The organism is Actinoallomurus sp. NPDC052308, from assembly GCF_040679195.1.
In the GTDB taxonomy this organism is placed as follows: Bacteria; Actinomycetota; Actinomycetes; order Streptosporangiales; family Streptosporangiaceae; genus Actinoallomurus; species Actinoallomurus liliacearum.
In genome coordinates, this window is the sequence record NZ_JBFAUM010000004.1 from 204,229 (window position 1) to 229,070 (window position 24,842).

23 protein-coding genes and 1 riboswitch are annotated in these 24,842 nt (G+C 71.8%); of the genes, 10 read left to right on the forward strand and 13 right to left on the reverse strand.

Translation table 11 applies throughout. From position 1 onward, the window contains the following. Positions 1-6 precede the first annotated feature (6 nt). Positions 7-85, reverse strand: a riboswitch (S-adenosyl-L-homocysteine riboswitch). Between the two features lie 373 nt (positions 86-458). Continuing rightward, a complete protein-coding gene (locus tag AB0L00_RS15550; protein ID WP_364433750.1) occupies positions 459-1,991 on the forward strand; it encodes a CehA/McbA family metallohydrolase in 1,533 nt (510 codons plus the stop codon). A gap of 133 nt (positions 1,992-2,124) precedes the next feature. On the opposite strand, the gene lpdA is transcribed toward AB0L00_RS15550, so the two are convergent. Next, entirely contained in the window at positions 2,125-3,510 is a 1,386-nt protein-coding gene (gene lpdA, locus AB0L00_RS15555; RefSeq protein ID WP_364433753.1) for a dihydrolipoyl dehydrogenase, read from the reverse strand. 217 nt (positions 3,511-3,727) lie between these two features. Between lpdA and AB0L00_RS15560 the strand changes: the two genes are divergently transcribed. Beyond that, on the forward strand, positions 3,728-3,853 hold the full coding sequence (locus AB0L00_RS15560) for a hypothetical protein (RefSeq protein WP_364433755.1): 126 nt from the start codon (positions 3,728-3,730) through the stop codon (positions 3,851-3,853). A 14-nt stretch (positions 3,854-3,867) separates the two neighbouring features. Here the strand turns inward: AB0L00_RS15560 and AB0L00_RS15565 are convergent, their stop codons facing one another. The 6 genes from AB0L00_RS15565 to AB0L00_RS15590 form a co-directional block, all read right to left on the reverse strand. Then, a complete protein-coding gene (locus AB0L00_RS15565) occupies positions 3,868-4,542 on the reverse strand; it encodes a hemolysin III family protein (RefSeq protein ID WP_364433758.1) in 675 nt (224 codons plus the stop codon). A gap of 36 nt (positions 4,543-4,578) precedes the next feature. Next, positions 4,579-5,319 (reverse strand): hypothetical protein, encoded by a 741-nt coding sequence (locus AB0L00_RS15570; RefSeq protein WP_364433760.1) that lies wholly within the window; start codon positions 5,317-5,319, stop codon positions 4,579-4,581. Further along, positions 5,319-5,522: a hypothetical protein gene (locus AB0L00_RS15575; protein WP_364433763.1), complete on the reverse strand. Its 204-nt coding sequence runs from the start codon at positions 5,520-5,522 to the stop codon at positions 5,319-5,321. The genes AB0L00_RS15570 and AB0L00_RS15575 overlap by 1 nt, the downstream gene beginning before the upstream one ends. A gap of 196 nt (positions 5,523-5,718) precedes the next feature. After that, positions 5,719-6,159, reverse strand: coding sequence for an Lrp/AsnC family transcriptional regulator (locus tag AB0L00_RS15580; RefSeq protein ID WP_364433766.1), 441 nt, complete (start codon positions 6,157-6,159; stop codon positions 5,719-5,721). A gap of 110 nt (positions 6,160-6,269) precedes the next feature. Beyond that, positions 6,270-7,418 carry an acyl-CoA dehydrogenase family protein gene (locus AB0L00_RS15585; RefSeq protein ID WP_364434440.1) on the reverse strand — a complete coding sequence of 383 codons (1,149 nt, stop codon included), beginning with the start codon at positions 7,416-7,418 and terminating at the stop codon, positions 6,270-6,272. A 224-nt stretch (positions 7,419-7,642) separates the two neighbouring features. Next, positions 7,643-8,761: a Xaa-Pro peptidase family protein gene (locus AB0L00_RS15590; RefSeq protein WP_364433769.1), complete on the reverse strand. Its 1,119-nt coding sequence runs from the start codon at positions 8,759-8,761 to the stop codon at positions 7,643-7,645. A gap of 366 nt (positions 8,762-9,127) precedes the next feature. Here AB0L00_RS15590 and AB0L00_RS15595 point away from each other — a divergent pair, with 366 nt between their 5' ends. The 6 genes from AB0L00_RS15595 to AB0L00_RS15620 all read left to right on the forward strand — a co-directional run bounded on the left by AB0L00_RS15595 (position 9,128) and on the right by AB0L00_RS15620 (position 16,747). Beyond that, positions 9,128-10,702, forward strand: coding sequence for a SpoIIE family protein phosphatase (locus tag AB0L00_RS15595; protein WP_364433772.1), 1,575 nt, complete (start codon positions 9,128-9,130; stop codon positions 10,700-10,702). Between the two features lie 60 nt (positions 10,703-10,762). Continuing rightward, entirely contained in the window at positions 10,763-11,671 is a 909-nt protein-coding gene (locus tag AB0L00_RS15600; protein ID WP_364433775.1) for a 5'-3' exonuclease, read from the forward strand. 268 nt (positions 11,672-11,939) lie between these two features. After that, a complete protein-coding gene (locus AB0L00_RS15605) occupies positions 11,940-12,440 on the forward strand; it encodes a hypothetical protein (RefSeq protein ID WP_364433778.1) in 501 nt (166 codons plus the stop codon). 161 nt (positions 12,441-12,601) lie between these two features. Beyond that, positions 12,602-13,294: a Crp/Fnr family transcriptional regulator gene (locus AB0L00_RS15610; RefSeq protein WP_364433781.1), complete on the forward strand. Its 693-nt coding sequence runs from the start codon at positions 12,602-12,604 to the stop codon at positions 13,292-13,294. 121 nt (positions 13,295-13,415) lie between these two features. Next, positions 13,416-15,362 (forward strand): hypothetical protein, encoded by a 1,947-nt coding sequence (locus tag AB0L00_RS15615; protein WP_364433784.1) that lies wholly within the window; start codon positions 13,416-13,418, stop codon positions 15,360-15,362. Positions 15,363-15,376: 14 nt separating this feature from the next. Next, positions 15,377-16,747, forward strand: a complete 1,371-nt coding sequence (locus AB0L00_RS15620) for an extracellular solute-binding protein (RefSeq protein WP_364433787.1) — start codon at positions 15,377-15,379, stop codon at positions 16,745-16,747. 102 nt (positions 16,748-16,849) lie between these two features. Here AB0L00_RS15620 and AB0L00_RS15625 read toward each other — a convergent pair whose 3' ends face one another. The 6 genes from AB0L00_RS15625 to AB0L00_RS15650 all read right to left on the reverse strand — a co-directional run bounded on the left by AB0L00_RS15625 (position 16,850) and on the right by AB0L00_RS15650 (position 23,086). Next, on the reverse strand, positions 16,850-19,573 hold the full coding sequence (locus AB0L00_RS15625; protein ID WP_364433789.1) for a DEAD/DEAH box helicase: 2,724 nt from the start codon (positions 19,571-19,573) through the stop codon (positions 16,850-16,852). Positions 19,574-19,646: 73 nt separating this feature from the next. Next, positions 19,647-20,516: a twin-arginine translocase subunit TatC gene (gene tatC / locus AB0L00_RS15630; protein WP_364433792.1), complete on the reverse strand. Its 870-nt coding sequence runs from the start codon at positions 20,514-20,516 to the stop codon at positions 19,647-19,649. A gap of 22 nt (positions 20,517-20,538) precedes the next feature. Then, positions 20,539-20,874, reverse strand: a complete 336-nt coding sequence (tatA, locus tag AB0L00_RS15635) for a Sec-independent protein translocase subunit TatA (RefSeq protein ID WP_364409568.1) — start codon at positions 20,872-20,874, stop codon at positions 20,539-20,541. Between the two features lie 62 nt (positions 20,875-20,936). Further along, positions 20,937-21,116: a hypothetical protein gene (locus tag AB0L00_RS15640; RefSeq protein WP_364434443.1), complete on the reverse strand. Its 180-nt coding sequence runs from the start codon at positions 21,114-21,116 to the stop codon at positions 20,937-20,939. 87 nt (positions 21,117-21,203) lie between these two features. Next, positions 21,204-22,145 carry a WYL domain-containing protein gene (locus AB0L00_RS15645; RefSeq protein WP_364433795.1) on the reverse strand — a complete coding sequence of 314 codons (942 nt, stop codon included), beginning with the start codon at positions 22,143-22,145 and terminating at the stop codon, positions 21,204-21,206. Then, complete coding sequence (locus AB0L00_RS15650; RefSeq protein WP_364433798.1) at positions 22,142-23,086, reverse strand: YafY family protein; 945 nt, start codon at positions 23,084-23,086, stop codon at positions 22,142-22,144. The genes AB0L00_RS15645 and AB0L00_RS15650 overlap by 4 nt, the downstream gene beginning before the upstream one ends. Positions 23,087-23,137: 51 nt before the next feature. On the opposite strand from AB0L00_RS15650, the gene AB0L00_RS15655 reads away from it, so the two are divergent. Both AB0L00_RS15655 and AB0L00_RS15660 read left to right on the forward strand, forming a co-directional pair. Next, on the forward strand, positions 23,138-24,208 hold the full coding sequence (locus AB0L00_RS15655; RefSeq protein WP_364433801.1) for a DUF3866 family protein: 1,071 nt from the start codon (positions 23,138-23,140) through the stop codon (positions 24,206-24,208). Between the two features lie 145 nt (positions 24,209-24,353). Further along, positions 24,354-24,767, forward strand: coding sequence for a hypothetical protein (locus AB0L00_RS15660; protein WP_364433804.1), 414 nt, complete (start codon positions 24,354-24,356; stop codon positions 24,765-24,767). Positions 24,768-24,842 lie beyond the last annotated feature (75 nt).

The window sequence follows — 24,842 nt, forward strand, 5'->3', positions numbered from 1 at the left end:
TCCCGTTGTTGGGAGGCGCCCTTGCAGAACATCGATGACGGCCGAGCGTGGCGGGCGTGCGCCCGTTGCAGCGCCTCTCGGCCTGTGAGATCGAGAGTATCAAGATCTGGCACCGCAATGGGCGGGCCCCGCGACCGAAAGAGGCCGCCGGCCGGGCGCGGCGCCACCGGCGGCCCGTGCCGGGCGCGGAAGCCGATCGTGCGGCCGGCCTGGCCGAAGCCGGTCACACGCGGATGATCCAAAGCGGATGATCCAAAGTAGTTCACGCGACGATCACCCGATATTAGGACCGATCCATAAAAATCCCGCCCGGCGCCGTATCCCGAGCCGCCCTTCGCCCGACCCACGAGGACGCCATGTGCCGTGATGAACACTGTCAGCACAGCTCTGTTCCTTCGACGCCCGAGACGGGTGTCACGGAGCCGAACGCAGAGGGAGTCGACCGCCGCAGGTTGCTGATGGCGGCCGCCACCGGGGTCGCCCTCACGCTCGCCCCTGTCTCCTTCAACCGCGCCCGGGCCGACGCCGCCGTGACGGGCGCCACCACGACCGGCGACGGCCAAGAGACCCGGGTCGTCACAGGACGCCTCGAGACCGGCGCGGCGGACTTCGTCTACATCCCGGTGCGGATCCCGGCGGGCGTACAGCGGATCGCGGTCGAGTACTCCTACGACAGGCCGACGGTCCCCGCCGGCACTCCGGGAAACTCCTGCGACGTCGGGATCTTCGACGAGCGGGGCATCAAGCTCGACGGCAAGGGCTTTCGCGGCTGGTCCGGTGGCTTCCGCACCTCGTTCGAGATCAGCAACGGCGAGGCCACCCCCGGCTACCTGCCCGGGCCGATCAAGCCCGGCACCTGGCATGTCGTCCTGGGGCCGTACCAGGTGGCGCCGCAGGGCATGAACTACACGGTGCAGATCACGCTCACGTACGGGCCGTCCGGACCCGCCTTCACGCCGGACCATCCGCCGAAACGGGCCAAGGGGCGTGGCCGCGCGTGGTACCGCGGTGACGGGCACCTGCACACGGTGCACTCCGACGGCCGGAGGACACCGGCCGAGGTGGCGGCCGGCGCCCGGGCGGCGGGGCTGGACTTCATGGTGTCCACCGACCACAACACCTCGTCGTCCCACGGAGTGTGGGGACAGTACGCCGGTGAGGATCTGCTGATCATCACCGGTGAGGAGATCACCACCCGGAACGGCCACTGGCTGGCCCTCGGGCTGCCGGCCGGAGAGTGGATCGACTGGAGGTACCGTTCCCGCGACGATGTCTTCGGCCGCTTCGCCCGGAAGGTGCGGGGCGCGGGCGGTCTGGTGGTGCCCGCCCATCCGTACTGCCCCTACGTGGCCTGCCAATGGAAGTTCGGCTACGACGACGCCGATCTCGTCGAGGTGTGGAACGGTCCGTGGACCTACGATGACGAGTCCGCCGTCGACACCTGGGACGGCATGCTCGGCGAGGCGGTGCGCAAGGGCAGACGCTGGATCCCGGCCATGGGCAACAGCGACGCCCACAGCGATCCCCAGGTCATCGGGCTTCCGCACAACGTCGTGTACGCCGACGACCTCACCACCGATGCCGTCGTGGGCGGTCTGCGGGCGGGCCGGTCCTGGATCGCCGAATCACGAACGGTCCAGCTGGCCTTCACCGCCGGCGGCAACGGCCGGCGCGCCGACATCGGCGGGACGCTGACCGCCCGCGCCGACGCCCCGATCGACGTCCGGTTGGACGTGCAGGGCGTTCCGGGCGGCACGGTCCGGTTCGTCACCGACGAGGGCCAGATGCATCAGGAGTCGCTGCCCTCCTCCGGCTCGGGCAGCGTCGTCTGGCGGACCACCACGTCGCTCGCCGCGTACGTGCGCGCGGAGGTGCGCCATCCAATGGCCGACGGCAGCCCCGGCAAGGGCAACACGATGGGCCCGAATCTGATGTGGGGCCCGATGGCGGCCCTGACCAATCCGATCTTCCTGCGGCGTTCCGGGTCCTGACGCGGCCGCCCGGCCGGTCCGGCGGCAGGTCAGGGCCGGCCGCAGGGGACGCCTCGCCCGCGGCCGGTCGCAGGAGCGTCCCTCGCCCGCGACCGGCCACATCGGCGCCCTTCGTGAGGCGCCAGGCGGCGTCTCAGAAGTTGATCATGTGGCCGGCCAGGCCGTGGATCGCCTCCTTGACCGCCTCGCCCAGCGTCGGATGGGCGTGGACGTTCCGGGCGACCTCGTGGACGGTCAGGTCCCACTGCTGGGCGAGGGTCAGCTCGGGCAGCAGTTCGGTGACGTCCGGGCCGATGAGGTGCGCGCCGAGCAGCTCGCCGTACTTCTTGTCGCTGAGGATCTTCACGAAGCCGGTCGGGTCGCCCAGGCCGTGCGACTTGCCGTTCGCGGTGAAGGGGAACTTGGCGACCTGGACGTCGAAGCCCTTCTCCTTCGCCTGCGCCTCGGTCCACCCGAAGCTGGCGATCTGCGGCTGGCAGTAGGTGGCGCGCGGGATCATCACGTAGTCGAGCTCCATCGTCTCGGCTTCCGCGATGGTCTCGGCGGCGACGATGCCCATCGACTCGGCGGCGTGCGCGAGCATCAGCTTGGCGGTCACGTCGCCGATGGCGAAGATGTGCGGGACGCTCGTGCGGCACCGGCCGTCGACGTCGATCGCGCCGCGCTCGGTCAGCCGGACCCCGGTCTTCTCCAGACCGTAGCCCTCGACGTTCGGCTGAAAGCCGATCGCCTGCAGCACCTTGTCGGCCTCGATGACCTGCTGCTGCCCATCCTTGGAGACGGTGACGCGGACCTTGTCGCCCGACTCGTCGATGCCCTCGACACGGGTGGAGGTCAGCACGTCGATGCCCAGCTTGCGGTAGCGCCGGGCCAGCTCCTTGGAGACCTCCTCGTCCTCCAGCGGCACCATCCGGTCGAGGAACTCCACGATCGTGACCTTGACGCCGTAGTTGCTCAGCACGTAGGCGAACTCGACGCCGATCGCTCCGGCGCCCGCGATCACGATGCTCCCGGGCAGGTCCTCGCTGAGGATCTGCTCCTCGTACGTCACGACCCGCTCGCTCAGCGACGTGCCCGGCAGCAAGCGCGCGCTCGCGCCGGTCGCGAGGATGCAGTGGTCGAACGTCACCGTCTCACCATTGACCTGGATGGTGTTCGGGTCGGTGAACGTGCCCCGGCCGTTGAACTCGGTGATGCCGTTCTTCTTCATCAGGTAGTGGACGCCCTTGACGCGGCCGTCCGCGACCGTCCGGCTGCGGCGGAACGCCTCGCCGTAGTCGAAGCGCACCTCGCCGTCGACCTGGATGCCGAACGTCTTCGCCTCGCGGGTGAAGATGTGCGCCAGCTCGGCGTTGCGCAGCAGGGCCTTGGAGGGGATGCAGCCGACGTTCAGGCAGACGCCGCCCCAGTACTTCTCCTCGATGACCGCCGTCTTGAGTCCAAGCTGGGCGGACCGGATCGCGGCGACGTACCCGCCCGGGCCCGCGCCGACGACGACGACGTCGAAATGAGTGCTCATGAGCAGTAACGATATTGCCCTGCGCGGGCCGGGCCGACACGGTCCCGGCCCGGCCGGGGCCCTGCTCGCGCCGGGTCGGCGTTCGCCGTCCGGCATCCCCGTCCGGAGCGGCCCGGTGCGGTCTGACCGCACCCGGTCATCCCTCCGGCTTGTAGGGGTATGACCGGATGCTCACACTGTCAGGCAACCGGCGTCGGCGCTCCTGTCAGGAGCGCCGGTGTACGACGGCGACAAGGTGGTGGGCATCCTGTCGGGCTTCAGCGGCGACTGTGCCGCTGGCGGCGTGTCGTACTTCGAGCCGATCACCAGGCCGCTCAGCGCCTACGGCGTGGCGGTGTACTGACCCGCGCCCAGCGCTCAGGCCGCGCGGTAGACGACGAACGACACCGCGATGTACTGGGCGACGTACGCGGCGATCGTGAAGGCGTGGAACACCTCGTGGAAGCCGAACCAGCGGGGTGAGGGGTCCGGCCGCCGCAGCCCGTACACCAGGCCGCCCAGGCTGTAGAGCAGACCGCCCACGCACACCAGGATGAGCGCGGCCGGACCGGCACCGTCCAGCAGCTGCGGCATGAAGCCCGCCGCCACCCAGCCGAGGCCGACGTAGAGCGCGGTGTACAGCCAGCGCGGCGCGCGCACCCACGCGATGCGGAACAGCACGCCCGCCCCGGCGCCCGACCAGATCACCGACAGCACCACGGTGCGCGCCGTGCCGTGCAGGGCCAGCAGCGCGAACGGCGTGTACGTGCCGGCGATGATCAGGTAGATGTTGGCGTGGTCGAACCGGCGCAGCACCGCCTCGCCGCGCGCGGACCAGTGGCCCCGGTGGTACAGCGCCGAGACGCCGAACAGCAGCGCCGACGTCACGGCGTACACCGCGGCGGCCAGCCGCGCCGACAGGGTCGGGCCCAGCGCGACCAGGACGATCCCGCCGATGAGCGCGGCCGGGAAGGTGCCGGCGTGCAGCCAGCCGCGCAGGCGCGGCTTCACCGACTGTGCGAACTCCCCCACCCGTGCCGCCGGTCCGCCCATGCGCCCTCCTTCATCCGTGCGCGATCCGTACCGGACTCAGTATTCCGAACGACGCGCCAGCCGTCTCCCTCCCCCCAGGCGTGAGGTGAAGTCGGTCTCCACCTCCTGGACGTCCTCGACCGTCACCGCCACCTCCTCGAGGGTCGGCCGGTCCCGCAGCCGGTCGGCGGCCCTGCGCAGCGCCTTCTCGCCGACGAGGCGGCTCAGCTCCAGGCCGAAGCAGTCCAGCTTGTCGGCGTCGGTGAGGTCGTCGCGCGCCCGCAGGTCGGCGGCGAGTTCGCCGAGGCGCTGCGCCTCGGCGAGGTCGTACCGCCGCAGGGCGTGGCTGCACAGCTCGGCCAGGGCGGCGTGGTCGCGGGCGAAGGACAACCCGTTCAGGTCGTTGCCGGCCAGTCGGCTGAGCGCCCGTTTGCGGTCCATCGCCGCGTCGACGATCTTCAGCAGGCCGGAGAGCAGGAGGATCGGGCCGATGCTGATGCCCTTGTCTTGGGCGATCATGAAGGAGGAGCGGAAGACCGCGGCCGAGCCGATCGCGGCGGCCATCACCTGGGCGACGTCGGCGCCGATGGGCGGGGCGCCTTCGGGCAGCGCGAAGCGCCAGCCCATCGACTCGGCCAGGATGAGCGCCAGCGTCGAGGCGGACGCGTTGACGATGATGTACAGCAGGCCGGACGGGCAGAACACCGCCGCCGCGGGCTTGTCCTGGTAGCGCCCCACCAGCTCCGCGACGCCGATGACGGCGCCGAACAGGGCGGCGAAGAGCATCCTCGTGACCACTAGGCCCCCCTCGCGCGTACCGGTTCCAGGCCGCCGCTGAGCAGCCGGCCCGCCCGAGCGGCCTCCAGGAAGACCAGGAGCCACTCCCCCGGCCCGGTCGCCGTGCCGTGCCAGCGGCGCGGCGGCGCGTCCCTCGCCTGGAGGAACACGAGCAGCCAATCCCCTGTGCCCGAGGCCGTGCCCCGGCGCATTCGCGTAGACATGGCGAGTACTCTCGCGAGCCCGCCACGGGAAGGCGACGACCCCATGGCCACGAGTTGACGAACTCCCTGCCCACGGCGTCCACGCGGCAGAGTTGTGGCGAGTCCGTGGCATCACGGCGGATTCTTCGCGGAGCGGGGCCCGGCAGGAATGCCGGCGGCGCCCTTTACAAAGTAAGTCGGCACCGGCGGCCACGGCTCACAGGCGGGGCGGGCGGCCCTCGTAGGGGGTGCTCAGCACGACCGTGGTCCGGGTCGAGACGTTGGCGGCGGCCCTGATCTGCTGGAGAAGCTCCTCCAGCGCGAAGGGCGACGCCACCCGCACCTTCAAGATGTAGCTCTCCTCACCGGCGACCGAGTGGCATGCCTCGATCTCCTGCAGGTGGGCGAGCTTCTCCGGCGCGTCGTCCGGAGCCGCCGGGTCTATCGGCTTGATCGAGATGAACGCGGTGAGCGGCAGGCCGACCGCCTCGTGGTCGAGCACCGCCGCGTAACCCCTGATCACGCCACGCTTCTGCAGCCGCCGCACCCGTTGGTGCACCGCGGACACGGACAGGCCCGTCTCACGCGCCAGGTCCGTGAAGCTCATACGGCCGTCCTCGGCGAGCAGGCCCACGATCTGCTGGTCGATGTCCTCCACGCCTCAGAACCTATCGCGATGGACGGTTTCACGGCGGAACGACCTGAGGAGGCCGCTCCGCCCGGCGCCTCGCCGATCGCACCGTCACCTCACGACATCGCCTTCCGGCGTCACCGTGGATCGGCGAGGTGCCGCCCGATCACCATGCGCTGGATCTGGTTGGTCCCCTCCACGATCTGCAGGACCTTCGCCTCGCGCATGAACCGCTCGGCGGGGAAGTCGCTGACGTAGCCGTAGCCGCCGAGCACCTGCACCGCGTCGGTCGCCACCCGCATCGCGGTGTCGGTGGCGAACAGCTTGGCCATCGCCGCCTGCGTGCCGTACGGCCGGCCAGCGTCGCGGCGGCGGGCCGCGGTCAGATAGAGCGCCCGGGCCGCCGCCACGCCGGTGGCCATGTCGGCGAGCATGAACCGCATCCCCTGGAAGTCGGCGACGCGCTGCCCGAACTGACGGCGTTCGCGCGCGTAGGCGACCGCCGTGTCCAGCGCCGCCTGGGCGACGCCGACGGCACAGGCGGCGATGCCGAGCCGTCCGCCGTCCAGCGCCGCCATCGCGATCGGGAAGCCCTGGCCCTCCGCGCCGATCCGGGCGTCGTCGGGGATACGGGCGTCGTCGAAGTGGATCTGGGCGGTCGGCGACGAGCGCAGGCCCATCTTCTTCTCCGGCGGGGCGGCGCGGACACCCGCGGTGTCGCCGGGCACGTGGAAGCACGAGATGCCGCGGCTCTTGTCGGCCGCCGTACGGGCGAAGAGGGTGTAGAAGTCGGCGTGCCCGCCGTGGGTGATCCACGCCTTGGTGCCGTTGACGGTGTACGCGCCGCCGTCGTGGTACGCCTTGGTGGTCAGCGCCGCCGCGTCGGACCCCGAGTGGGGTTCGGACAGGCAGTACGCGCCCAGCGGCTCACCGCCGATCAGGTCCGGCAGCAGCCGCTCCCGCTGTTCGGTCGTACCGAAACCCGCGACCGGGAAGCACGCCAGCGTGTGCACACTGACTCCGAGGCCGACCGCGAGCCAGCCCGTGGCCAGCTCCTCCACGACCTGCAGGTAGACCTCGTACGGCTGACCACCGCCGCCGAACTCCTCCGGATACGGCAGCCCGAGCAGCCCCGCCCGGCCGAGCGTGCGGAAGACCTCGCGGGGGAACCGGCCGGCCTCCTCATCGGCGGCGGCCCGCGGGGCGAGCTGCGCGGCGACCAGGTCGCGGGTCAGCTCGAGCAGGTCGTACGCCTCCGGGGTCGGCAGTTCACGATCAGCGCCCATCGTCCACTCGCCTCCGGCCTCGAGCCCCTCCACGCTGAGGGGCACCTTCCGAAATAGTAGGACGTCCAACTATCTGGGCGCTATCACCCGGAGGAGACGTACGGGACGCCTCGGGCGCCCTCGCCCGGCGGAGCCGGGCACCCACGCCCACCCCCGCCCGAGGACCCCAGACCATCCCGTACCGCGCTCCTGGGACGGTCTGAGGACCCTCTACGGCGGACCGGTCAGGCGTCGACCACGATCAGGTCGCGGGTGACGTGGTTGACGCTCTCGTGGCCGTCGGCGGTGCACACGACGATGTCCTCGATGCGCGCCCCGTGCGGTCCCGGATAGATCCCCGGCTCGATGGAGAAGGCCATCCCCGGCTCGAGCGGCTCGGTGTTGCCCGCCACGATGTAGGGCTCCTCGTGCGTCTCCAGGCCGATGCCGTGGCCGGTGCGGTGGATGAAGTACTCGCCGTACCCGGCGGCCGCGATGACCTCGCGCGCCGCCGCGTCCACCGCCTCGGGCGTGACGCCGGGACGGACGGCGGCGCGGGCGGCCTCCTGCGCCTCCTTCAGCACCGCGTAGTAGGTGTGGAAGTCGGCCGGCGCCTCCCCCACGGCGTACACGCGGGTCTCGTCCGAGCAGTATCCGTTCGGCATCGTGCCGCCGATGTCGACGACGACGGGCTCACCGGCCTGGATCACCCGGTCGGACAGCTCGTGGTGCGGGCTCGCGCCGTTGGGCCCGGAGCCGACGATGACGAAGTCCACCGTCGCGTGCCCCTCGGCCAGGATCGCCTCGGCGATGTCGCGGCCCACTTCACGCTCCGTACGGCCCGCCTTCAGCAGGGCCGGGACGATGCCGTGCACCCGGTCGATCGCCGCCCCCGCCTCGCGCAGCGCCTCGATCTCGGCCGCGCTCTTGCGCTTGCGCAGCTCCCCCAGGACCTGGCCGGCCGCGACCTGCTCCACGCCCGGCATCGCCGCGCGGAAGCGCAGGGCCATGACCGCCCACATCCGGTCCGCGACGCCGACGCGGCCGACGTCGCGCGGGAGCCGCCCGGCCGCCAGCGCGTACGGGTCCTCGGTCTCGTCCCAGGGCACCAGCTCCACGCCGAGCTCACCGGCCGTGGAGGCCTGCGCGGCGGCCAGCTCCAGCCGGGGGACGATCAGGAAGGGATCGTCCGCCGCGGGCACGACAAGGCACGTGAGCCGCTCCAGCGGGATGGCGTCGTAGCCCGTGACGTAGCGCAGGTCGGGCCCTGGCGTCAGCAGGAGCGCGCCGAGTCCGGAGTCGGCGGTCGCCTCGCGCACCCGGGCGAGGCGGTCGGGCTCGAATAGGGCTGTCGGGCTGGTCACACCGTTCCCTCTCCTCGTGAAATCTACGTGTCGGCCGCAATCTACCCCCCGCGCGACCAGGCCGGTCGCCGCCGGGCGGCGAGGCGCGCCCCGGCGGGGGTTCCGGCCGCGCGCGACGGGCCACGGGGACGGCTCCGGCGATGCACAAGAGGCGCACAAGCCCGAAGGATGATGCTCGCTGTGTGCGATAACCCCATCACGGACAGCGAAAATCGCTACGATGGTGTACACGCTCAGGGCGTGCACAAGGCGAGCGCGACACCCCGCTGGCCTCGTGTGTCACACACATATCAATCGACGACGACCTTCTCAGCGAAGCAGATTCACCATCGCCCCCGAAGACGATCACAATCGAAAGTGGTCTCCATGGGATTCCCTCACACCACGGGCGACAGGCCCCCAGAGCAGCAGGCGGACACGTCGGAGACGACGATCGAGCAGCTCCGCGCCGAGCTCGAGCAGCTGCGCGACAGGCTCCGGACCACCGCCCCGATCGAGCAGGCCAAGGGCGCGCTGGCCGAGCGCCTGGGCTGCGGCGTCGACGCCGCCTACACGCACCTCCTCCAGTTGGCGCGGGACAGCGGCATCTCGCCGTCGGACGCTGCCGCATTACTGTTCGCCACGGAGACGCGCGACGGCGAGTCGCCCCCGGCGCCCCGCTCTCCCGCCGACGACGCCGGTCAGGACGCCTCTCCCACGGCCGACGCCGGTCAGGACGCGCCGTCGGCCGCGGGCCCGCGACAGTCGACGGCCGTTCCGGCGGGCCGATCGCCCGCCGACCCCGGGGTGTGCCCCCGGCCCGCCCCCGACGACCTGCTCGAGCAGTTCGAGCACGCCCAGCGCCTCGGCAATCTCGGCTGCGGAACGTGGGAGCCGGCGACCGGCGCGAGCCACTGGTCCGAGCAGGTTTATGTGATCTTCGGACGTGATCCCGAGGAAGGGCCGGTGCCGCTCGACCGGCTCGCGGCGGTCGTCGTCCCCGAGGACGTCCCGTTGACCGCCCACCTGGTCAGCACGCTGGTCGACGGCCGGGAGCCCGTCGACAGTGAGATCCACATCCGGCGCGACGGGGAGACCCGCGAGCTCCGGCTGATCGGCGAGCCCGTGGTCGACGCGGCGGGCCGGCCCATGGCCGTCCGCTGCGTCTATCAGGACGTCACGGGCTGGCGGCGCGGTGAGCGTGCGCTGACGGCGTCACGCCGGCAACTGGAGCAGCTACGAGTGGACGAGGAACGCCGTCAGGCCATCGACATGCAGCGCTCGATCCTGCCCCTGCCCGAGCGCGTCATCGGCAAGCCCGGCCTGCGGGCGGCGATCCGTTACCTTCCGGCCGGGATCCTGTCCCGGGTCGGCGGCGACTGGTACGAGACGAGCGCGATCGACGGGGAAGGGGTCTTCCTGGCGATCGGCGACGTCTCCGGGCACGGGCGCACCGCCGCCGCGGCGATGGCCCGGCTCCGCAACGGCCTGAGCGGGCTCGCGTTCACCGGCGCGCCGCCCGACCGCCTGCTGTCCTGGCTGAACCGCCTGACCCTGCACTGGCCGACGTCGCTGACCGCGACGGCGCTGGCCGGCCGGTTCGACCCGGAGACCCGCACGCTGACGTGGGCGCAGGGCGGGCACTTCCCGCCGGTGCTGATCCGCGACGGCAAGGCCACGACGCTCGACCCGCCCGACGGGATGCTGCTCGGCGCGGTCGACGACGCGGAGTTCGGCGTCGCGACGACGTCTCTGGAGTCGGGGGACCTGCTGCTGCTTTATACCGACGGGCTGATCGAACGACGGGACCGCGACCTGCAGGTCGGCCAGGACCTGCTGCTGCGGGTGGCCGAGACGGCGGGCAGCAACGACCCCGAGACCGTCCTGGACCGCGTCCTGTCGGCGTTCGGCGCGCCGAACCCCAACGACGACACCTGCGTCGTGGCCATCCAGATCGTCTGACCGGCGGGCGGGGTCTCCGGTACGGGCCACCGGCGGGCCGGAAGCTGAGAGGATGACGGCGTGGGTGGACTCATGCTGCTCGATACGCCGTCGCTGTACTTCCGCGCCTTCTTCGGGGTGCCCGAGACGGTGACCGCGTCCGATGGCACGCCGGTCAACGCCGTGCGCGGCCTCCTCGACATGATCGCGCGCCTGGTCCGGGACCGCTCGCCGCACGCCCTCGTCGCCTGCATGGACGCGGACTGGCGGCCCGCGTTCCGGGTCGAGGCGCTGCCGTCCTACAAGGCGCACCGGGTCGCGGCGGACGGCGGCGACCAGACGCCGGACGCGCTCGCGACCCAGGTCCCGGTGATCGAGGAGGTCCTCGACGCGTTCGGGATCGCCCGGATCGGCGCCGCCGGCTACGAGGCGGACGACGTGATCGGCACGCTCGCGACCGCGCAGGACGGCGAGGTCGACGTCGTGACCGGCGACCGGGACCTGTTCCAGCTCGTCCGCGACGACAAGCCCGTACGAGTGCTGTACACCGCGCGCGGGATCAAGGCCCTGCAGGTCGTCGACGAGGCGGAGGTGACGGCGAAGTACGGCGTCCCCGGCCGGGCGTACGCCGACTTCGCCACGCTGCGCGGCGACCCGAGCGACGGGCTGCCCGGTGTGCCCGGTGTCGGAGACAAGACCGCGGCCGCGCTGATCACCCGGTTCGGCTCCCTGGAGGGCGTCGAGGAGGCCCTCGACGCGGGCGAGACGGCGGGGTTCCCCGCGGGCAGCCGCCTGAAGCTGGAGAAGGCCCGGGACTACCTCGCGGCCGCGCGGACGGTCGTCCGGGTCGCCACGCGCATCCCGCTGCCGGCGTTCGAGGCGGATGCACCGCGTAAGCCCCGCGATCCCGAGCGTCTGGTCGCGTTGACCGACCGCTGGAGCCTCGACGGGCCGGTCAACCGGCTCCTCGCCGCTCTCGCGGGCGAGTGACCGCGGTCGAAGGGCGAGTGACCGCCTCCCGGGGTGAATGACCCCGGGAGGGGGTGAATGACCACGGACGGGGGCCACTGACCACGGACGGGGTCACTGCCCACCGCCGGAGGGGTGAGCGACCCGCTGTGACGGTCCCGGCAGGTGACCGCCGGGTGACTGTTTGCATTTCTTGCGTCATTTGGCGCACTACGGCGGCATATTCGGCGTTCTCATTTCAGTGACAGGGTCGGTGAAAGTTGCGGCCCGCGTACGAGGAAGGCTGCCCATGACGTTCACTGTCAGCCGCCGGACGCCGGTCTCGCCCGGGGACGATGAGGTCGCGTTCGCGACCGTGACGGAGATGTTCGCCATGACGCAGCGCTCGAATCACGCCACGGCCTTCGCCGGCTGGGTGGTCACGATGAGCGCCATGGGCGTGGTGCTGCAGTGGGGCACGATCCAGTCGCTCGCCGGCTCGGCTCGGGGCGTGGTACTGCTGGCCGCCCTCGGCCCTGTCGCCGCCGCGCTCGGCTACGTCGTGGTGCTCCTCACCCGCGCCCACAACGTCACCGCCGGCGCGCAGGAGGACTTCCACCGGTTCATCGCGATGACCCCGCCGGACGAGCCGGAGTTCGCGGCCCCGGCGTTCCGGCGGCTGCGGCTGCTCACCGCGGCCGCCCGTCACCGTGCGATCCTCACCCGCACCGCCCTGGCCTGGGCCTACGTCGCCGGCGCGGCGTTCCTCGCCTGGAGCGCCGCCGCGGTGGCGCTGGCCTCCGGTCGCTGAGGAGACCCTTCGACCGGCCGGCGTCCGGGGGCCTGGAACTCCGCCCCCTCCCCAGTGGTCCCGGGTGCCGGCCTCTAGACAGATTTCCCCTCTATTAGGTCCACTGGAGGTAATGAGGTTCAATAGCGAATCTCTGCCGTCATCGCGCAGACGGAGAACGGGTGCAGGAGATCCTCGCGAACAGACACGGGTTTTGGCAGGCGTTGCAGGAGTCCGAACGAGCCGCGTTGCGCGCGGCCGGGCGGACTCGTGAGTATGCGACCGGCACGCTGCTGTGCAGCCAGGGCGCCGACCCCGACCACGTCCTGATCATTCTGGACGGCTGGGTGAAGGTGACGGCGGGCCGGGCGGACGGTCAGGAGGTCATGCTCGCCATCCGGGGTCCCTCGGACACGATCGGCGAGAGCGGCTGGCTGAACGGCCGGCCACGGTCGGCCAACGTCAAGGCGCTGGGCCGGGTCCGTGCGCTCGCCATCCCCGCCGAGCAGTTCGCCTCCTTCCTGAACAGCCACGCGCACGCGGCGCAGGTCCTCGCCCGGGTGATGGTCGGACGGATGGACGACGCCGACCGCCGGATGACCTCCCAGGTGGGCACGAGCGGCCCGAAACTGCTCGCCCTGCTCCTCCTCGACCTGGCCGAGCGCTACGGCGTACCGGGCGGCGGCACCGTGACGCTGCCGCTTCCGCTCACCCAGCAGGAACTCGCCACCATGATCGGCCGGGCCCGGGAGACCGTCGCGCGGGCGCTCACGGTCTGGCGACGGGAGGGGATCGTGGTCACCCGCCGGATGCGCATCGTCATCCTGCGCCTCGACGCACTGCACGACATCGCCGAGCGCGACGAGGACGGCTGATCCATCGCGGGTGAGCCCGCCCCGGATCCGGTGTGTGTCGTTCGACACATCCGGTGCGGAAGCACCGCGTTACACTTCATGACCCCGATGACCCCAGCGCCGAGGGGAGCGGCACCGCCACATGACGAGCGATCGACCGTCAGGCGGCGAATCGGGGCGTTCGAAGTTCCTGCGCGAGTCGCTCGACGTCATCACCAACTTCTGGCAGCTGCTCGTCTTCCTGGCTCCCGCCGCCGGAATCTGCGCGGCACTCCTCCTACGGCACCTGCGGCAGATCTCGATCGCGCTGGCCTGGGCGATCGCGGTGGCCAGTTCGCTGTCCGGCCTCGTGGTCCTGGCCGGTAAGAAGGACCAGGTCCTCGAGTGGCTCCTCGCCTGGGTCGAGCACACCCGGGAGCAGCTCGTGAAGCTCGGCCGGGCGCTCCTCGCCTTCGTGCTGACGGCCGCCGCGGTCGCCGGGGCCGGCTGGGCCGTCACCGAAGCGATCGGCGTGCTGGGCGGATCCTGCTCCCCTCCCCTGGACCTGCGGGTGCTGACCGCCCCCGAGAACCTCACCGCGCTGCAGCGGGCCGCCGCGGAGTACACCGCCGCCCACTCCGCCCGCTGCCGGCCGGTGCGGATCGCCGTCGCGCCCTCCGGCAGCGTCCTCAACGTCGCGTCCGGGCTCCAGAACGGCTGGTACTCCGAGCCGGGCGCCGGGGAGAACGGGCGCGGGGCGCTCCAGCCGGACGTCCTCATCCCGGCCTCGTCCGGCGAGGCCGATCGGCTCCTCGCGGCGCCCCACCCCGGCGTACGGCTGAAGAACGAAGGGTCGGTCGGCAGTTCCCCGCTCGCGGTCGGGATCTCCTCGTCCGCGAGCGGCGACCTGGACAACGTGCTGCCCGGCCAGGACCGCCCTCGCCTCGCCGAGCTGCTCGACGCGGCCCACCGCAGCGGCGTCCAGCGGATCTTCCGCGCCAGCCCGGACGTCTCGGAGATCGGCGCGCTCGCCAGCGTCGACCTCTACGCCGGCGGCGCCCTCGGTGATCCCCGGACGACCGAGCGCGCGCTCGGCGACGCCGCTCTGCCGCTGAGCGATTCCGCCGCGCTGCTCTGCGCGTTACGGCACCGTCCCGCGTCCGACGAGCGGGTCGCGGTGATCGCCCCGGAACAGGTCCTGGCCGACTACGGCAACGGCCGGGCGCTGGGCACCGCCTGTCCCGCGCCCGGCGGAGGCGGGCCGAAGCTCACGGTCCACCAGGTCTCGGACGCGCACACCTTCGACTATCCGTTCATCCACGTCTCCTGGGACGGCCAGTCGTCGACACGCCGGAGCCGCCAGGTGGACGACTTCCGCCGGTGGCTCGGGCACGACAGGCTGCAGGGCGAGGCGTTCCGGGACACCGACGGCCGCCCGGGCATCGCCGACTCCACCGACGGACGTCTCTACCTCGGCGCGGTCCCGCGCATGCCCGTGCGGCCCTACCGGCGCGATCAGATCAACGACACGCTCACCCGATTCGCGCAGGCCCGGCCGCCGCTGCACATCGCCATGGCCCTCGACGTGTCCGGGTCGATGAGCGGTGGCCGGCCGCAGCCCGGCTCCCGCTTCACCTACGCCGTCCAGGTCGCCCGCGCCGCAGCGCAGACCGCGATCCACGACGGCAGGGACACCGTCGAACTCGACGTCTTCTCCCGGGTCCAGAAGCAGTCTCCGTTCCGCGCCACGGGGCCACCCGCGGGGCCGGGCAGGATCGGCTCCGCGCTGGACGGCCTGACGCTCCAGGGCAGCGACATCCCGCTGTACGACGCGATCGGCGACGCCGCCGCCCGTGTCGCGGCGTACCCGGACGCCACCGTGGTCGTCCTCACCGACGGCGGATCCGAGGCGGCCGATCCGCGCGCCCGCGCCGCGGCCCTGCGCAAGGCGCTCAAGACCCGGCCGATCATCGTCCTGACGGGGACCGACACGTGCGCGGGCACCACGGCGATCAAGGCGCTGGGATCGGCGGTGCGCTGTGTGGACGCGGGCAGCCGGGAGCCGAGCGACGTGGTGACCTCGGTCTTCGACCCGACGACGCAGCCCTGAGGAAGGCGAAGCGGATGCGTGCAGGCTACTTCCGGAGGCACCGCACCGCCATGCTGGCCGGTCTGGTGTTCGGCATCGCCGCCGTCCTCGTGCCGCTGGCGCCGTGGAACGACTCCGCCGGCCGTACGCCCTGCCCGGGGCACACGGGCATCGTCGTGGCCGCCGGTACGGACGTCAGCGCCGGAGCCGAGCGTCAGGCGCTGATCAACACGTGGAACTCCCAGCATCAGGACGACCCGGATCTGCAGGCCCGCATCGTCGAGATCTCCAGCGTCGCCGACCTGCAGCGCAGCCAGCTCGCGGCGGCCTCCGAGGCGCACGGCTGCGACTATGACGTGCTCACGCTCGACGCGCCCTGGACCGCGGAGTTCGCCGCCCGGAAGGCGATCGTTCCGTTCCCGCTGCCGCACGGCTGGGACGGCGACTTCCTGCGGGAGCTCAGGCAGTCGGTGACCTGGCATGGCACGGTGTACGCGCTGCCGTTCAACGCCGACGTCGGCCTGCTGTACTACTGGAACGACGCCCGGCGGCAGGCTCCCGTCGGCCTGCCGGACCTGCTGGGTCAGGCCGCCGAGGCGGTGACCGCGCACGGTTTCCCCGCCGGATACTCCCTGCAGCTCGCCGACTACGAGGGCGGCGCGGTGAACGCGCTGGAGCTCATCTGGGGCTTCGGCGGTGACGTGGTCCGCGGCGACCGGGTCGTCATCGACGCGTACGCCCCCCAGGTGAGATCCGCCCTGGCGGCCGTGCACACCAACCTGCCGCCCCAGGTCGCCGGGATCGACCGCACCTCGGGCGACGCGACCGAGGAGTACAGCATCCAGGCGTTCGAGGCCCGCCGGGTCGCGTTCATGCGGAACTGGCCGTACGCCTTCCGCACCCTGGCCGCCGACCCGCGGATGCGCGCCGCCGGCCGGCTGCGGTTCGGGGTGTCGCCGCTGCCGGGACCCAGCGTCCTCGGCGGGCAGAACCTCGCCATCTCCGCGTACAGCCGGAAACAAAAGCAGGCCCGCCGCCTCGTCGAGTTCCTGACGGACCAGGAGGCGGAGAGCCAGTTGTTCGACTGTGGGGGGTTCGCGCCGACCCGTAAGTCGGCGTACGCGGCGCCCCGGCCCTGCACGGACTCGCCGCCGGGTGAACAGCCGATCGGCCAGGCCGACCTGACCCAGCTCGCCGTGCAGATCCGCCAGGCGATCGCCAGGGCGCGCCCACGCCCGCTGACCCCGGCGTACCAGGAGTTCAGCGAGGTGTTCCGCCGCTGTTTCCGCGCGGCGGCGTTCCAGCCCGGCGAGGTGGACGTGGACTACGCCGCCTTCGCCCGGCTGCTCCGCGCGGCCTACTCCGGACGGCCGGCCTACACCGACCCGGACCGGCCGTGCGGGTGAGCCGGACGGCCTCGCCGGCGGGGTCGGCACGGGAGCGGCGCCGCCGTCCCTGGCGGGGACACCGGCGCCGTCCCGCGGGTCCCCGCCCGCAGGGGTGTCCGATCAGCTGACGGAGGAGTAGGCCACCACCCCACGCCGGATCGCGTCCATCGCCCGGCCGGCGACGTCCCGCACGCCGCCGCCCGGCGGGGCGGCGTCCGCGATCTGCCCGAGCATGTCGAGCAGTTGCTTCATCCAGCGCACGAAGTCACCGGCGGTCAGGTCGGTGTCGACCAGCACCGCGTCGAGCTGGGTGCCGCTCGCCCAGCGGTACGCCGCCCAGACGAACCCCAGGTCCGGCTCGCGCAGGAACGCCACCCGGTGGTCCTTCTCGACCTCCTGCAGGTCGCCCCACAGCCGGATCATCTCGGTGAGCGCCTCGCGCACCGGCCCGGCCGGCACCCGGGGCGCCCGTCCGTCCTCCGGCGCCCGCGACTCGTACACCAGCGCGGACACGGTCGCGGCGAGCTCCGCGGGCCCCAGGTCCTCGAAGATCCCGTCGCGCAGGCCCTCGGCGGCGAGCAGGTCGAGCTCGGTGTAGATCCGCCCGAGCCGGCGCCCTTCGTCGGTGACCCGCTCGCCGTCGAGGTAGCCGAGCTGGTCGAGGACCGCGCAGACCCGGTCGAACGTCCGGGAGATCACCTGGGAGCGGCCCTCCACGCGGCGGCGGAGCGCCGTCGTCTCCTTCTCCAGCCGGAAGTACCGCTCCGCCCAGCGTGCGTGGTCCTCCCGGTCGGCGCAGCCGTGGCACGGGTGCTCGCGCAGGCGCCGCCGCAGGTCGGCGATCCGCGGGTCCTCGCGCGTGGGGTCCGGGCGCTTCTGCGGACGGGGCTTGTCCAGGTCCGCGGTCTTGTTGCGCAGCGTGGAGGCGAGGTCGCGGCGGTGCTGCGCCGACCTGCGGTTGAACCACTGCGGGATCTTGATGCGCTCGACCGGCTCGACGGGGCCGCGGAAGTCCGCCAGGGCCAGCTGCTTGACCTGCCGGTTGATGGTGAGGACGAGCGGGGACGGATCGTCGGAGCGCTTCGCGCTACCCGGCTCCAGGACCACCGCCGCGCCGGCGAAGCGGCCGTGCGGGACCATGATGACGTCGCCGAACCGCAGCCGCTCCAGCGACCGCGCCGCCTCGGCGCGCCGTGCGCCGGACCGCTCCCGGGCCAGCTCCCGCTCGCGTTCGGTGAGGCGCTGCCGCAGGCCGGCGTACTCCATGAAGTCACCCTGGTCGCAGGTGGCCGCCTCCAGGTAGCCCTCCAGTGCCTCCTCGTTGCGGCGCAACTGCTTGGCGAGCCCGACGACCGCGCGGTCCGCCTGGAACTGCGCGAAGGACTCCTCCAGGAGCGTACGGGCGCGTTCGCGGCCGACCTGGCCGACGAGGTTGACGGCCATGTTGTACGACGGGCGGAAGCTGGAGTTGAGCGGGTAGGTGCGGGTGCCCGCCAGCCCGGCCACCGCCGCAGGGTCGACGCCGGGCGCCCACAGGACGACGGCGTGGCCCTCCACGTCGATGCCACGCCGCCCCGCCCGCCCGGTGAGCTGGGTGTACTCGCCGGGGGTCAGGTCGACGTGCATCTCGCCGTTCCACTTCACGAGACGCTCGATCACGACGGTACGGGCCGGCATGTTGATGCCCAGCGCGAGCGTCTCGGTGGCGAAGACGGCCTTGATCAGCCCTTCGGTGAACAGCTCCTCGACGACCTCTTTGAAGGTGGGGAGCATGCCCGCGTGGTGCGCGGCCAGGCCGCGCTCCAGCCCGGCCAGCCACGTGCCGTACCCGAGGACGTCGAGATCGGCCCGCGGGATGTCGGCGGTGCGTGCCTCGACGTGCGCGCGGATCTCCTCGGTCTCCTCCTTCGAGGTCAGCCGCAGCCCGGAGTACATGCACTGCTCGACCGCGGCGTCGCAGCCGGCCCGGCTGAAGATGAAGGTGATGGCGGGCAGCAGCCCGGCCCGGTCCAGCCGGTCGATCACGTCGGCGCGCGACGGCGGCCGGTAGCGCTCGGGGCGGCGCTCACGCCGCCGCCCGGAGCGGCGGCTCTGGTTGATCCTCGTGCGCCGCAGGTCGTCCAGCGCGAACCGGCGCAGCTCCGGGTTGACCTTCGTGTGCTCGTCGTCGACGAACAGGTCGTACAGCCGGTTGCCGGCGAGCATGTGCTGCCACAGCGGAACCGGCCGCTCCTCGTCGACGATGACCGTGGTCTCGCCGCGGACCTCCTGCAGCCACTCGCCGAACTCCTCGGCGTTGCTGACCGTCGCCGACAGCGCCACGAGCCGCACCGACTCGGGAAGATGAATGATCACCTCTTCCCAGACCGCGCCCCGGAACCGGTCGGCGAGGTAGTGCACCTCGTCCATCACGACGTACGCCAGCCCGGTCAGCGTCGGGGACCCGGCGTACAGCATGTTGCGCAGCACCTCGGTCGTCATGACGACGATCGGCGCCTCGCCGTTGATGGTGTTGTCTCCGGTCAGCAGGCCGACCTTGCCCGCCCCGTAGCGGCGCACGAGGTCGGCGTACTTCTGGTTGGACAGTGCCTTGATCGGCGTCGTGTAGAAGCATTTCCGGCCGCCCGCGAGCGCCAGGTGCACGGCGAACTCGCCGACGACGGTCTTGCCCGACCCGGTGGGCGCGGCGACGAGCACGCCGTGGCCCTCCTCCAGCGCACGGCAGGCGTCGACCTGGAAGAAGTCCAGGTCGAAGTCGTACAGGCTTTGGAACTCGGTCAGCGCGGGCGTGAAGAGCGCCATGCGCTGACGGTGCGCCGCGTAGCGCTCCGCGGGGGTGGTCATGGCTCAAGACTACGGACCGCCGCCGACCGAAACGGCGGTGCGCCGCGGATTCCCGGCCCCGTCGGCCGGGACCTTAGACGCGCTCGCCGTCCGCCGGCTCGTCCTCGGGCAGGTCCAGCGGGGATGCCTCGTCGTCCGAGATGCCCGCGTACGGGTCGGGCCGGGCGGCCTTACGCCGGTCGTGGACGTAGGCGATGGCCTCGGCGATCTCGAAGAGCACCACGGTGGGCAGCGCCAGCGCCAGCATGGTGAACGGGTCCTGGCTCGGCGTCGCGACCGCGGCGAACACGAAGATGCCGAAGATCAGCAGCCGCCGCGACTTCTTGATCCGGGCGTGCGTCAGCACCCCGGCGACGTTCAGGATCACGACGAACAGCGGTAGCTCGAACGTGAGCCCGAAGATCAGCAGCATCGCGGTGGCGTAGCCGAGATAGTCGGTGATACCGACCAGCACCGTCGTGTTGCCCGGGGCCAGGCCGATGAAGATCCGCAGCCCGCGGTCGAGCGTGACGTAGGCCAGCCACGCGCCCACGGCGAACAGCGGAGCCGCCGCGCCGAGGAAGATGTAGGTCCAGCGGCGCTCCCGGGCGTACAGGCCCGGCGCGACGAAGGCCCAGATCTGGTACAGCCAGATCGGGGACGACAGCACCGCTCCGACGATCAGCGCCACCTTCAGGTGGATGAAGAAACCGTCGAAGATCCCGTGGACGACCAGCTTGCACTGGTGGTCCAGGCAGTGCTCCGGCGGAAGGCTCTCATAGGGCTTCTTCAGCACGCTCCAGACGGGGCCGAAGAAGATCCAGCCGACGATCGCCCCTGCGATCAGCCCGAGGGCGGCCTTGATGATCCGGATGCGCAGCTCACGAATGTGCTCCATGAGCGGCATGCGCCCGTCATCGCTCCGCGAGGCCCCGCGCCGCAGGGGCAGCTTCATCGCCGACATGTCGTTGGAGATTCCGGTTTCGTCAGGACTTCTTGCCGTGCTCCGCCTGCGACAGCGGTACGCCGCTGACGGTCGTGCCGTCGTCCACCGGACCGGCCAGCTGCTGCTGACCCGCGGCCTGACGCTCGAGGAGGGCCGCCTGCTCCCGCAGACGGGCGGCCTGGGCGCGGGCGTCCTCCGCCTCGGCCCGGGCCTTGGGCTGGTCGTCCTCGTCGGTGATCAGGCCCTTGGTCTCGGACTTGAAGATGCGCATCGACCGGCCGAGCGAACGAGCGGCCTGCGGCAGCTTCGCCGATCCGAACAGGATCAGGATGACCACCGCGATGATCAGAATTTCCCCCGTACCAAGGTCAGGCATGTCCGTCCTCATTCAGCAGTGGCTGATACTCAGTCCGATCGTACGCCGTCGGACCGAATGTCTCACTCCCCTGATCGCTCCAAACGCTGCAACTCACCGGCGAGGGCCTCCTGTTTCGGCTCCAGACGCGCTCTCGTCCGCTGCAGTTCACGGCCCAGGCCACGGACCGCCAAGCCCACCTTGACCGTGCAAACGCTCAGCACGACCAGCCCGACGAAGGCCAGCCCGACGAACAGCATCATCCACGGCACACGCCGACCATAGCGAGGTTTGCCGGCGCTCGCTCCGCGAGCGCGGCTCGCGGCGCCCAACGCGCCGTCAGACCGGGATCAGCCGTCGTAGAGCTTCAGGGCGCGGGCGGCGTCCTCGCGTACCTGGGCGGCCAGCTCGGCGGGCTCGACGATGCGGCCGCTGCCGGCCAGCCGCAGCGCCAGCCTGCGCACCCAGCGCACGTCGCGGGTGCGCAGCACGATGCGGACGCGCCCCTCCCCCAGCTCGGAGGCGCTCTCGCAGGGGTAGTGGTCGGCGACCCAGCGTCCGGCCGGGGACAGCTCCAGCGTCACCCGTACGTCCTCCGGCGAGGGACGGAACAGCCCGGCGTCCAGGTCGAGCGGCTCGGCCTCGTCCGGGATGCTGGCGACGACGTCGAGGACCCGCAGGTCCACGATGCGGTCCAGGCGGAAGAGCCGGACGGCCTCGGCGCGGCGGCACCAGCCCTCCAGGTAGGACCAGCCGTCGACGAGGAGCAACCGCATCGGGTCGACGTCGCGCACGGTGTTCTCGTCCCGGCCCGGCACGTAGTAGGTCATCCGCAGGCGGCGGCCCTGGTCGAGCCCCGAGCGCACCTGGACCAGGACGTCCGGGCGGACGTCGAGCTCGACGGCGACCTGGCTGCTCGGCCGGGCGGCGGTGCCCGCCGCGACCTCCAGCTTGGCGATCACCCGGCTCACGGCGTCGCCATGCTCGGGAAGCTCGGCGATCGTGCGCAACGCCACGAGGAGGGCGGCGGCCTCGTCGACGTCGAGCCGCAGCGGCCGGCTGATCGACTCCGCCTCGCAGACCACGATCTCGCCGCCCTCGTAGGACAGGTCGATCGGGCAGTACGGGTCGGGCGCGCGCAGCTCGACGCACCACAGGAGGTTCAGGTCGTCGATGATCTGCTTTTCGGTCACGCCGAACGCCGCCGCGGCCTCTTCGACGCTGACCGAGCTGCGGTTGATGACGTACGGGACGAGCGCGAGCAGCCGCCGCAGCCGTTCCGAGGAGCTCACTGGCACACCGCCTTCAGATGCTGGATCATCGCGTCGCGCACGTCCGGCGGCTCGATCACGACCACGTCGTCGGCGAACCCGGCGAGGTAGTCGGCGAACTGGTCCACCTCGGCGAACGTCAGCTCCGCCAGATCCCACTCGTCGTCGTCCCGGCGGATGTTCGCCGCCCAGCGCCGGATGCCGTCGGCCGCGCCGTGCCGCAGGCGCACGGTGGCGGTACGCCGCCCGGGGGCGGTTCCCCCCTTCGAGGTGACGACCTCCCGGACGTCCACGCCCTCCGGAACGGTCACCGTGCCGGCCGGCCCGTCGGTGGTGACGTCGCCCCTGATCCGGCTGAGGCGGAAGACCCGCGCCTCACCGCGGTCGCGGTCGTGGCCGGCGACGTACCAGCGGCCGTGCCTGTTGACCACTCCCCACGGCTCCAGGTGGCGGCGCTGCGGCGCGCTGCGGCCGACGCCCTGGTACTCGAAGGCGACCGGCCGGCGATCCCGGACCGCGCGCCACAGGGCGGGGAAGGCGGGGTCGTCGGTGCCGACCCTGGGCTCGATGCCGAGGGAGGCGGCCTCGTCGGTGTCCACGCCGGCGGCGCGCAGCTTCAGCAGCGCCCCGGAGGCCGCCTCGGCCAGGCTGGCCCGCTGCCACACCCGCGCGGCCAGCCCGAGGACGGCGGCCTCGTCGCGGGCCACCTGGATCTCCGGCAGTTCGTACGCCTGGCGCTGGATGCGGTAGCCGGGCTCCTCGTCGCCGTCGCTGCCCATCTCGATGGGGATGCCGAGCTCGCGCAGTTCCTCCTTGTCGCGCTCGAACATGCGTTTGAACGCCTCGTCCCCCTCGGGGTAGCCCGGCACGGCCTGCCGGATCTGCTCAGCGGTGAGGTACCGCCGGGTGGCCAGCAGGCACACCACGAGATTGAGCAGCCGCTCGGTCTTGCGGCGCGACATCGTCCACTCCTTCTGGCCCGTCCGCGTGTCCTCCGACGCTACCGTTGGCGAGTGATCCGATGGCGCAAAGGCACGGTTGTCAAGATACGCCGCGAATGGCCCGGAGCGGTCGAACTCGACGTCACGATCGACGACGAGGGCGAAGCCCGCGCCCTTGCCTATCCGGCCCTGGTGGGACGGCCCCGGCCGGGCGACGCCGTGCTGCTCAACACGACGGCGCTCGCGATGGGGCTCGGCACCGGAGGGTACGCCATGGTGGTCGCGGTCCCCGACCGTTTCCCGCAGGATCCGTCCGGCCCGGGCCATCTGGTCAAGGCACGCTACACGCCTCTGCAGGCGACGGTGCTCGGCACGGACGAGCAGGACTCCGCCCATCACGAGGTGCTGCGCGACGCCGAGTCGATCGACGGGATGCCGGTGGTCGTCGCCGACCTGCACTCGGCACTGCCGGCGATCATCGCCGGGCTGCACCTGGACCGCCCCGGCACCCGTGTCGTCTACGTCATGCCGGACGGCGGCGCGCTGCCCGCCTGGTTCTCCAGGACCGCGGCGGCGCTGCGGGAGGCGGGCGCGCTGGCCGCGACCGTGACGGTCGGCCAGGCGTTCGGCGGCGACCTGGAGGCGGTGACGCTGCACACCGGCCTGCTGGCCGCGCGCCTGGTGCTCGACGCCGAGGTCGCCGTCGTCGCGCAGGGTCCGGGGAACCTCGGCACGGGCACCCGCTGGGGGTTCTCCGGCGTGTCGGCGGGCGAGGCGGTGAACGCGGCGGCGGTCCTGGAGGGCCGTCCCGTGGGGTCCCTGCGGGTCAGCGAGGCCGACGCACGGGAGCGTCACCGCGGGATCTCCCACCACAGCCTGACCGCCTACGGTCGCGTCGCCCTGGCGCGGGCCCAGGTGGTGGTGCCGGACCTGCCGGGCGCGTTCGGCGACCGGGTACGGGCCGAGGCCGAGCCTCTCGGCGAGCGGCACGAACTCGTCACCGTCTCCGTCGACGGCCTGGAGGAGGCCGTCCGCGACTCTCCCGTGCGGGTCTCGACCATGGGCCGGGGGCTGGATCAGGACCTCGCGGGCTTCCTGGCGGTCGCCGCGGCCGGACGTCATGTCGCGAAACTTCTAAGCTGACGCCTTTACGGCATAGATCGATAGTCGAGAAACCGCCAAGCCGCCGAGAAATACCCTTCTCGTTACCGTTCGATTGTTTTACCGGGAGTTCCGGCGAGGATCCTGGAAAGCGGAAGGCGATGACAGATCATCACAAGAAGGGCCATTGACGCCCTTCCCGCCTTCCGGCATCGAGGTGATCATCGTGCTCAGCAGGAAAAGCGCCTCCGCCGGCCTCGTCGCGATCGCCGCCACGGCCGGCGCGCTCTTCACCACTCCGCCCGCATCCGCCCAGAGCATCCCGGCGGCGCACGTCAGCGCGGTCGTGGCCCGGGCGAGCGCGAGCACACCGCTCGGCGACGGCTGGTGGCGCCACCATCGTCACTTCCGTCACTTCCACCACTTCCGGCACCACCGCTACTGGCATCACCGTTTCTACCGCGGCCGCTTCGGCTATCGGCACTTCGGATACCGGCACTTCGGCTACCCGCGCTACGGCTACTCGCGCTACGGACATTTCTATCCCTATGGCGATTATGGAGGGAACTTCAATCGGAATGTGAACATCATCGTGCACTGATTCGAGACCCGTTACACGAAGACGCCGGAGCACGTGCTCCGGCGTCTCACTGTGATCGGCGCGATCCCCCGCGTC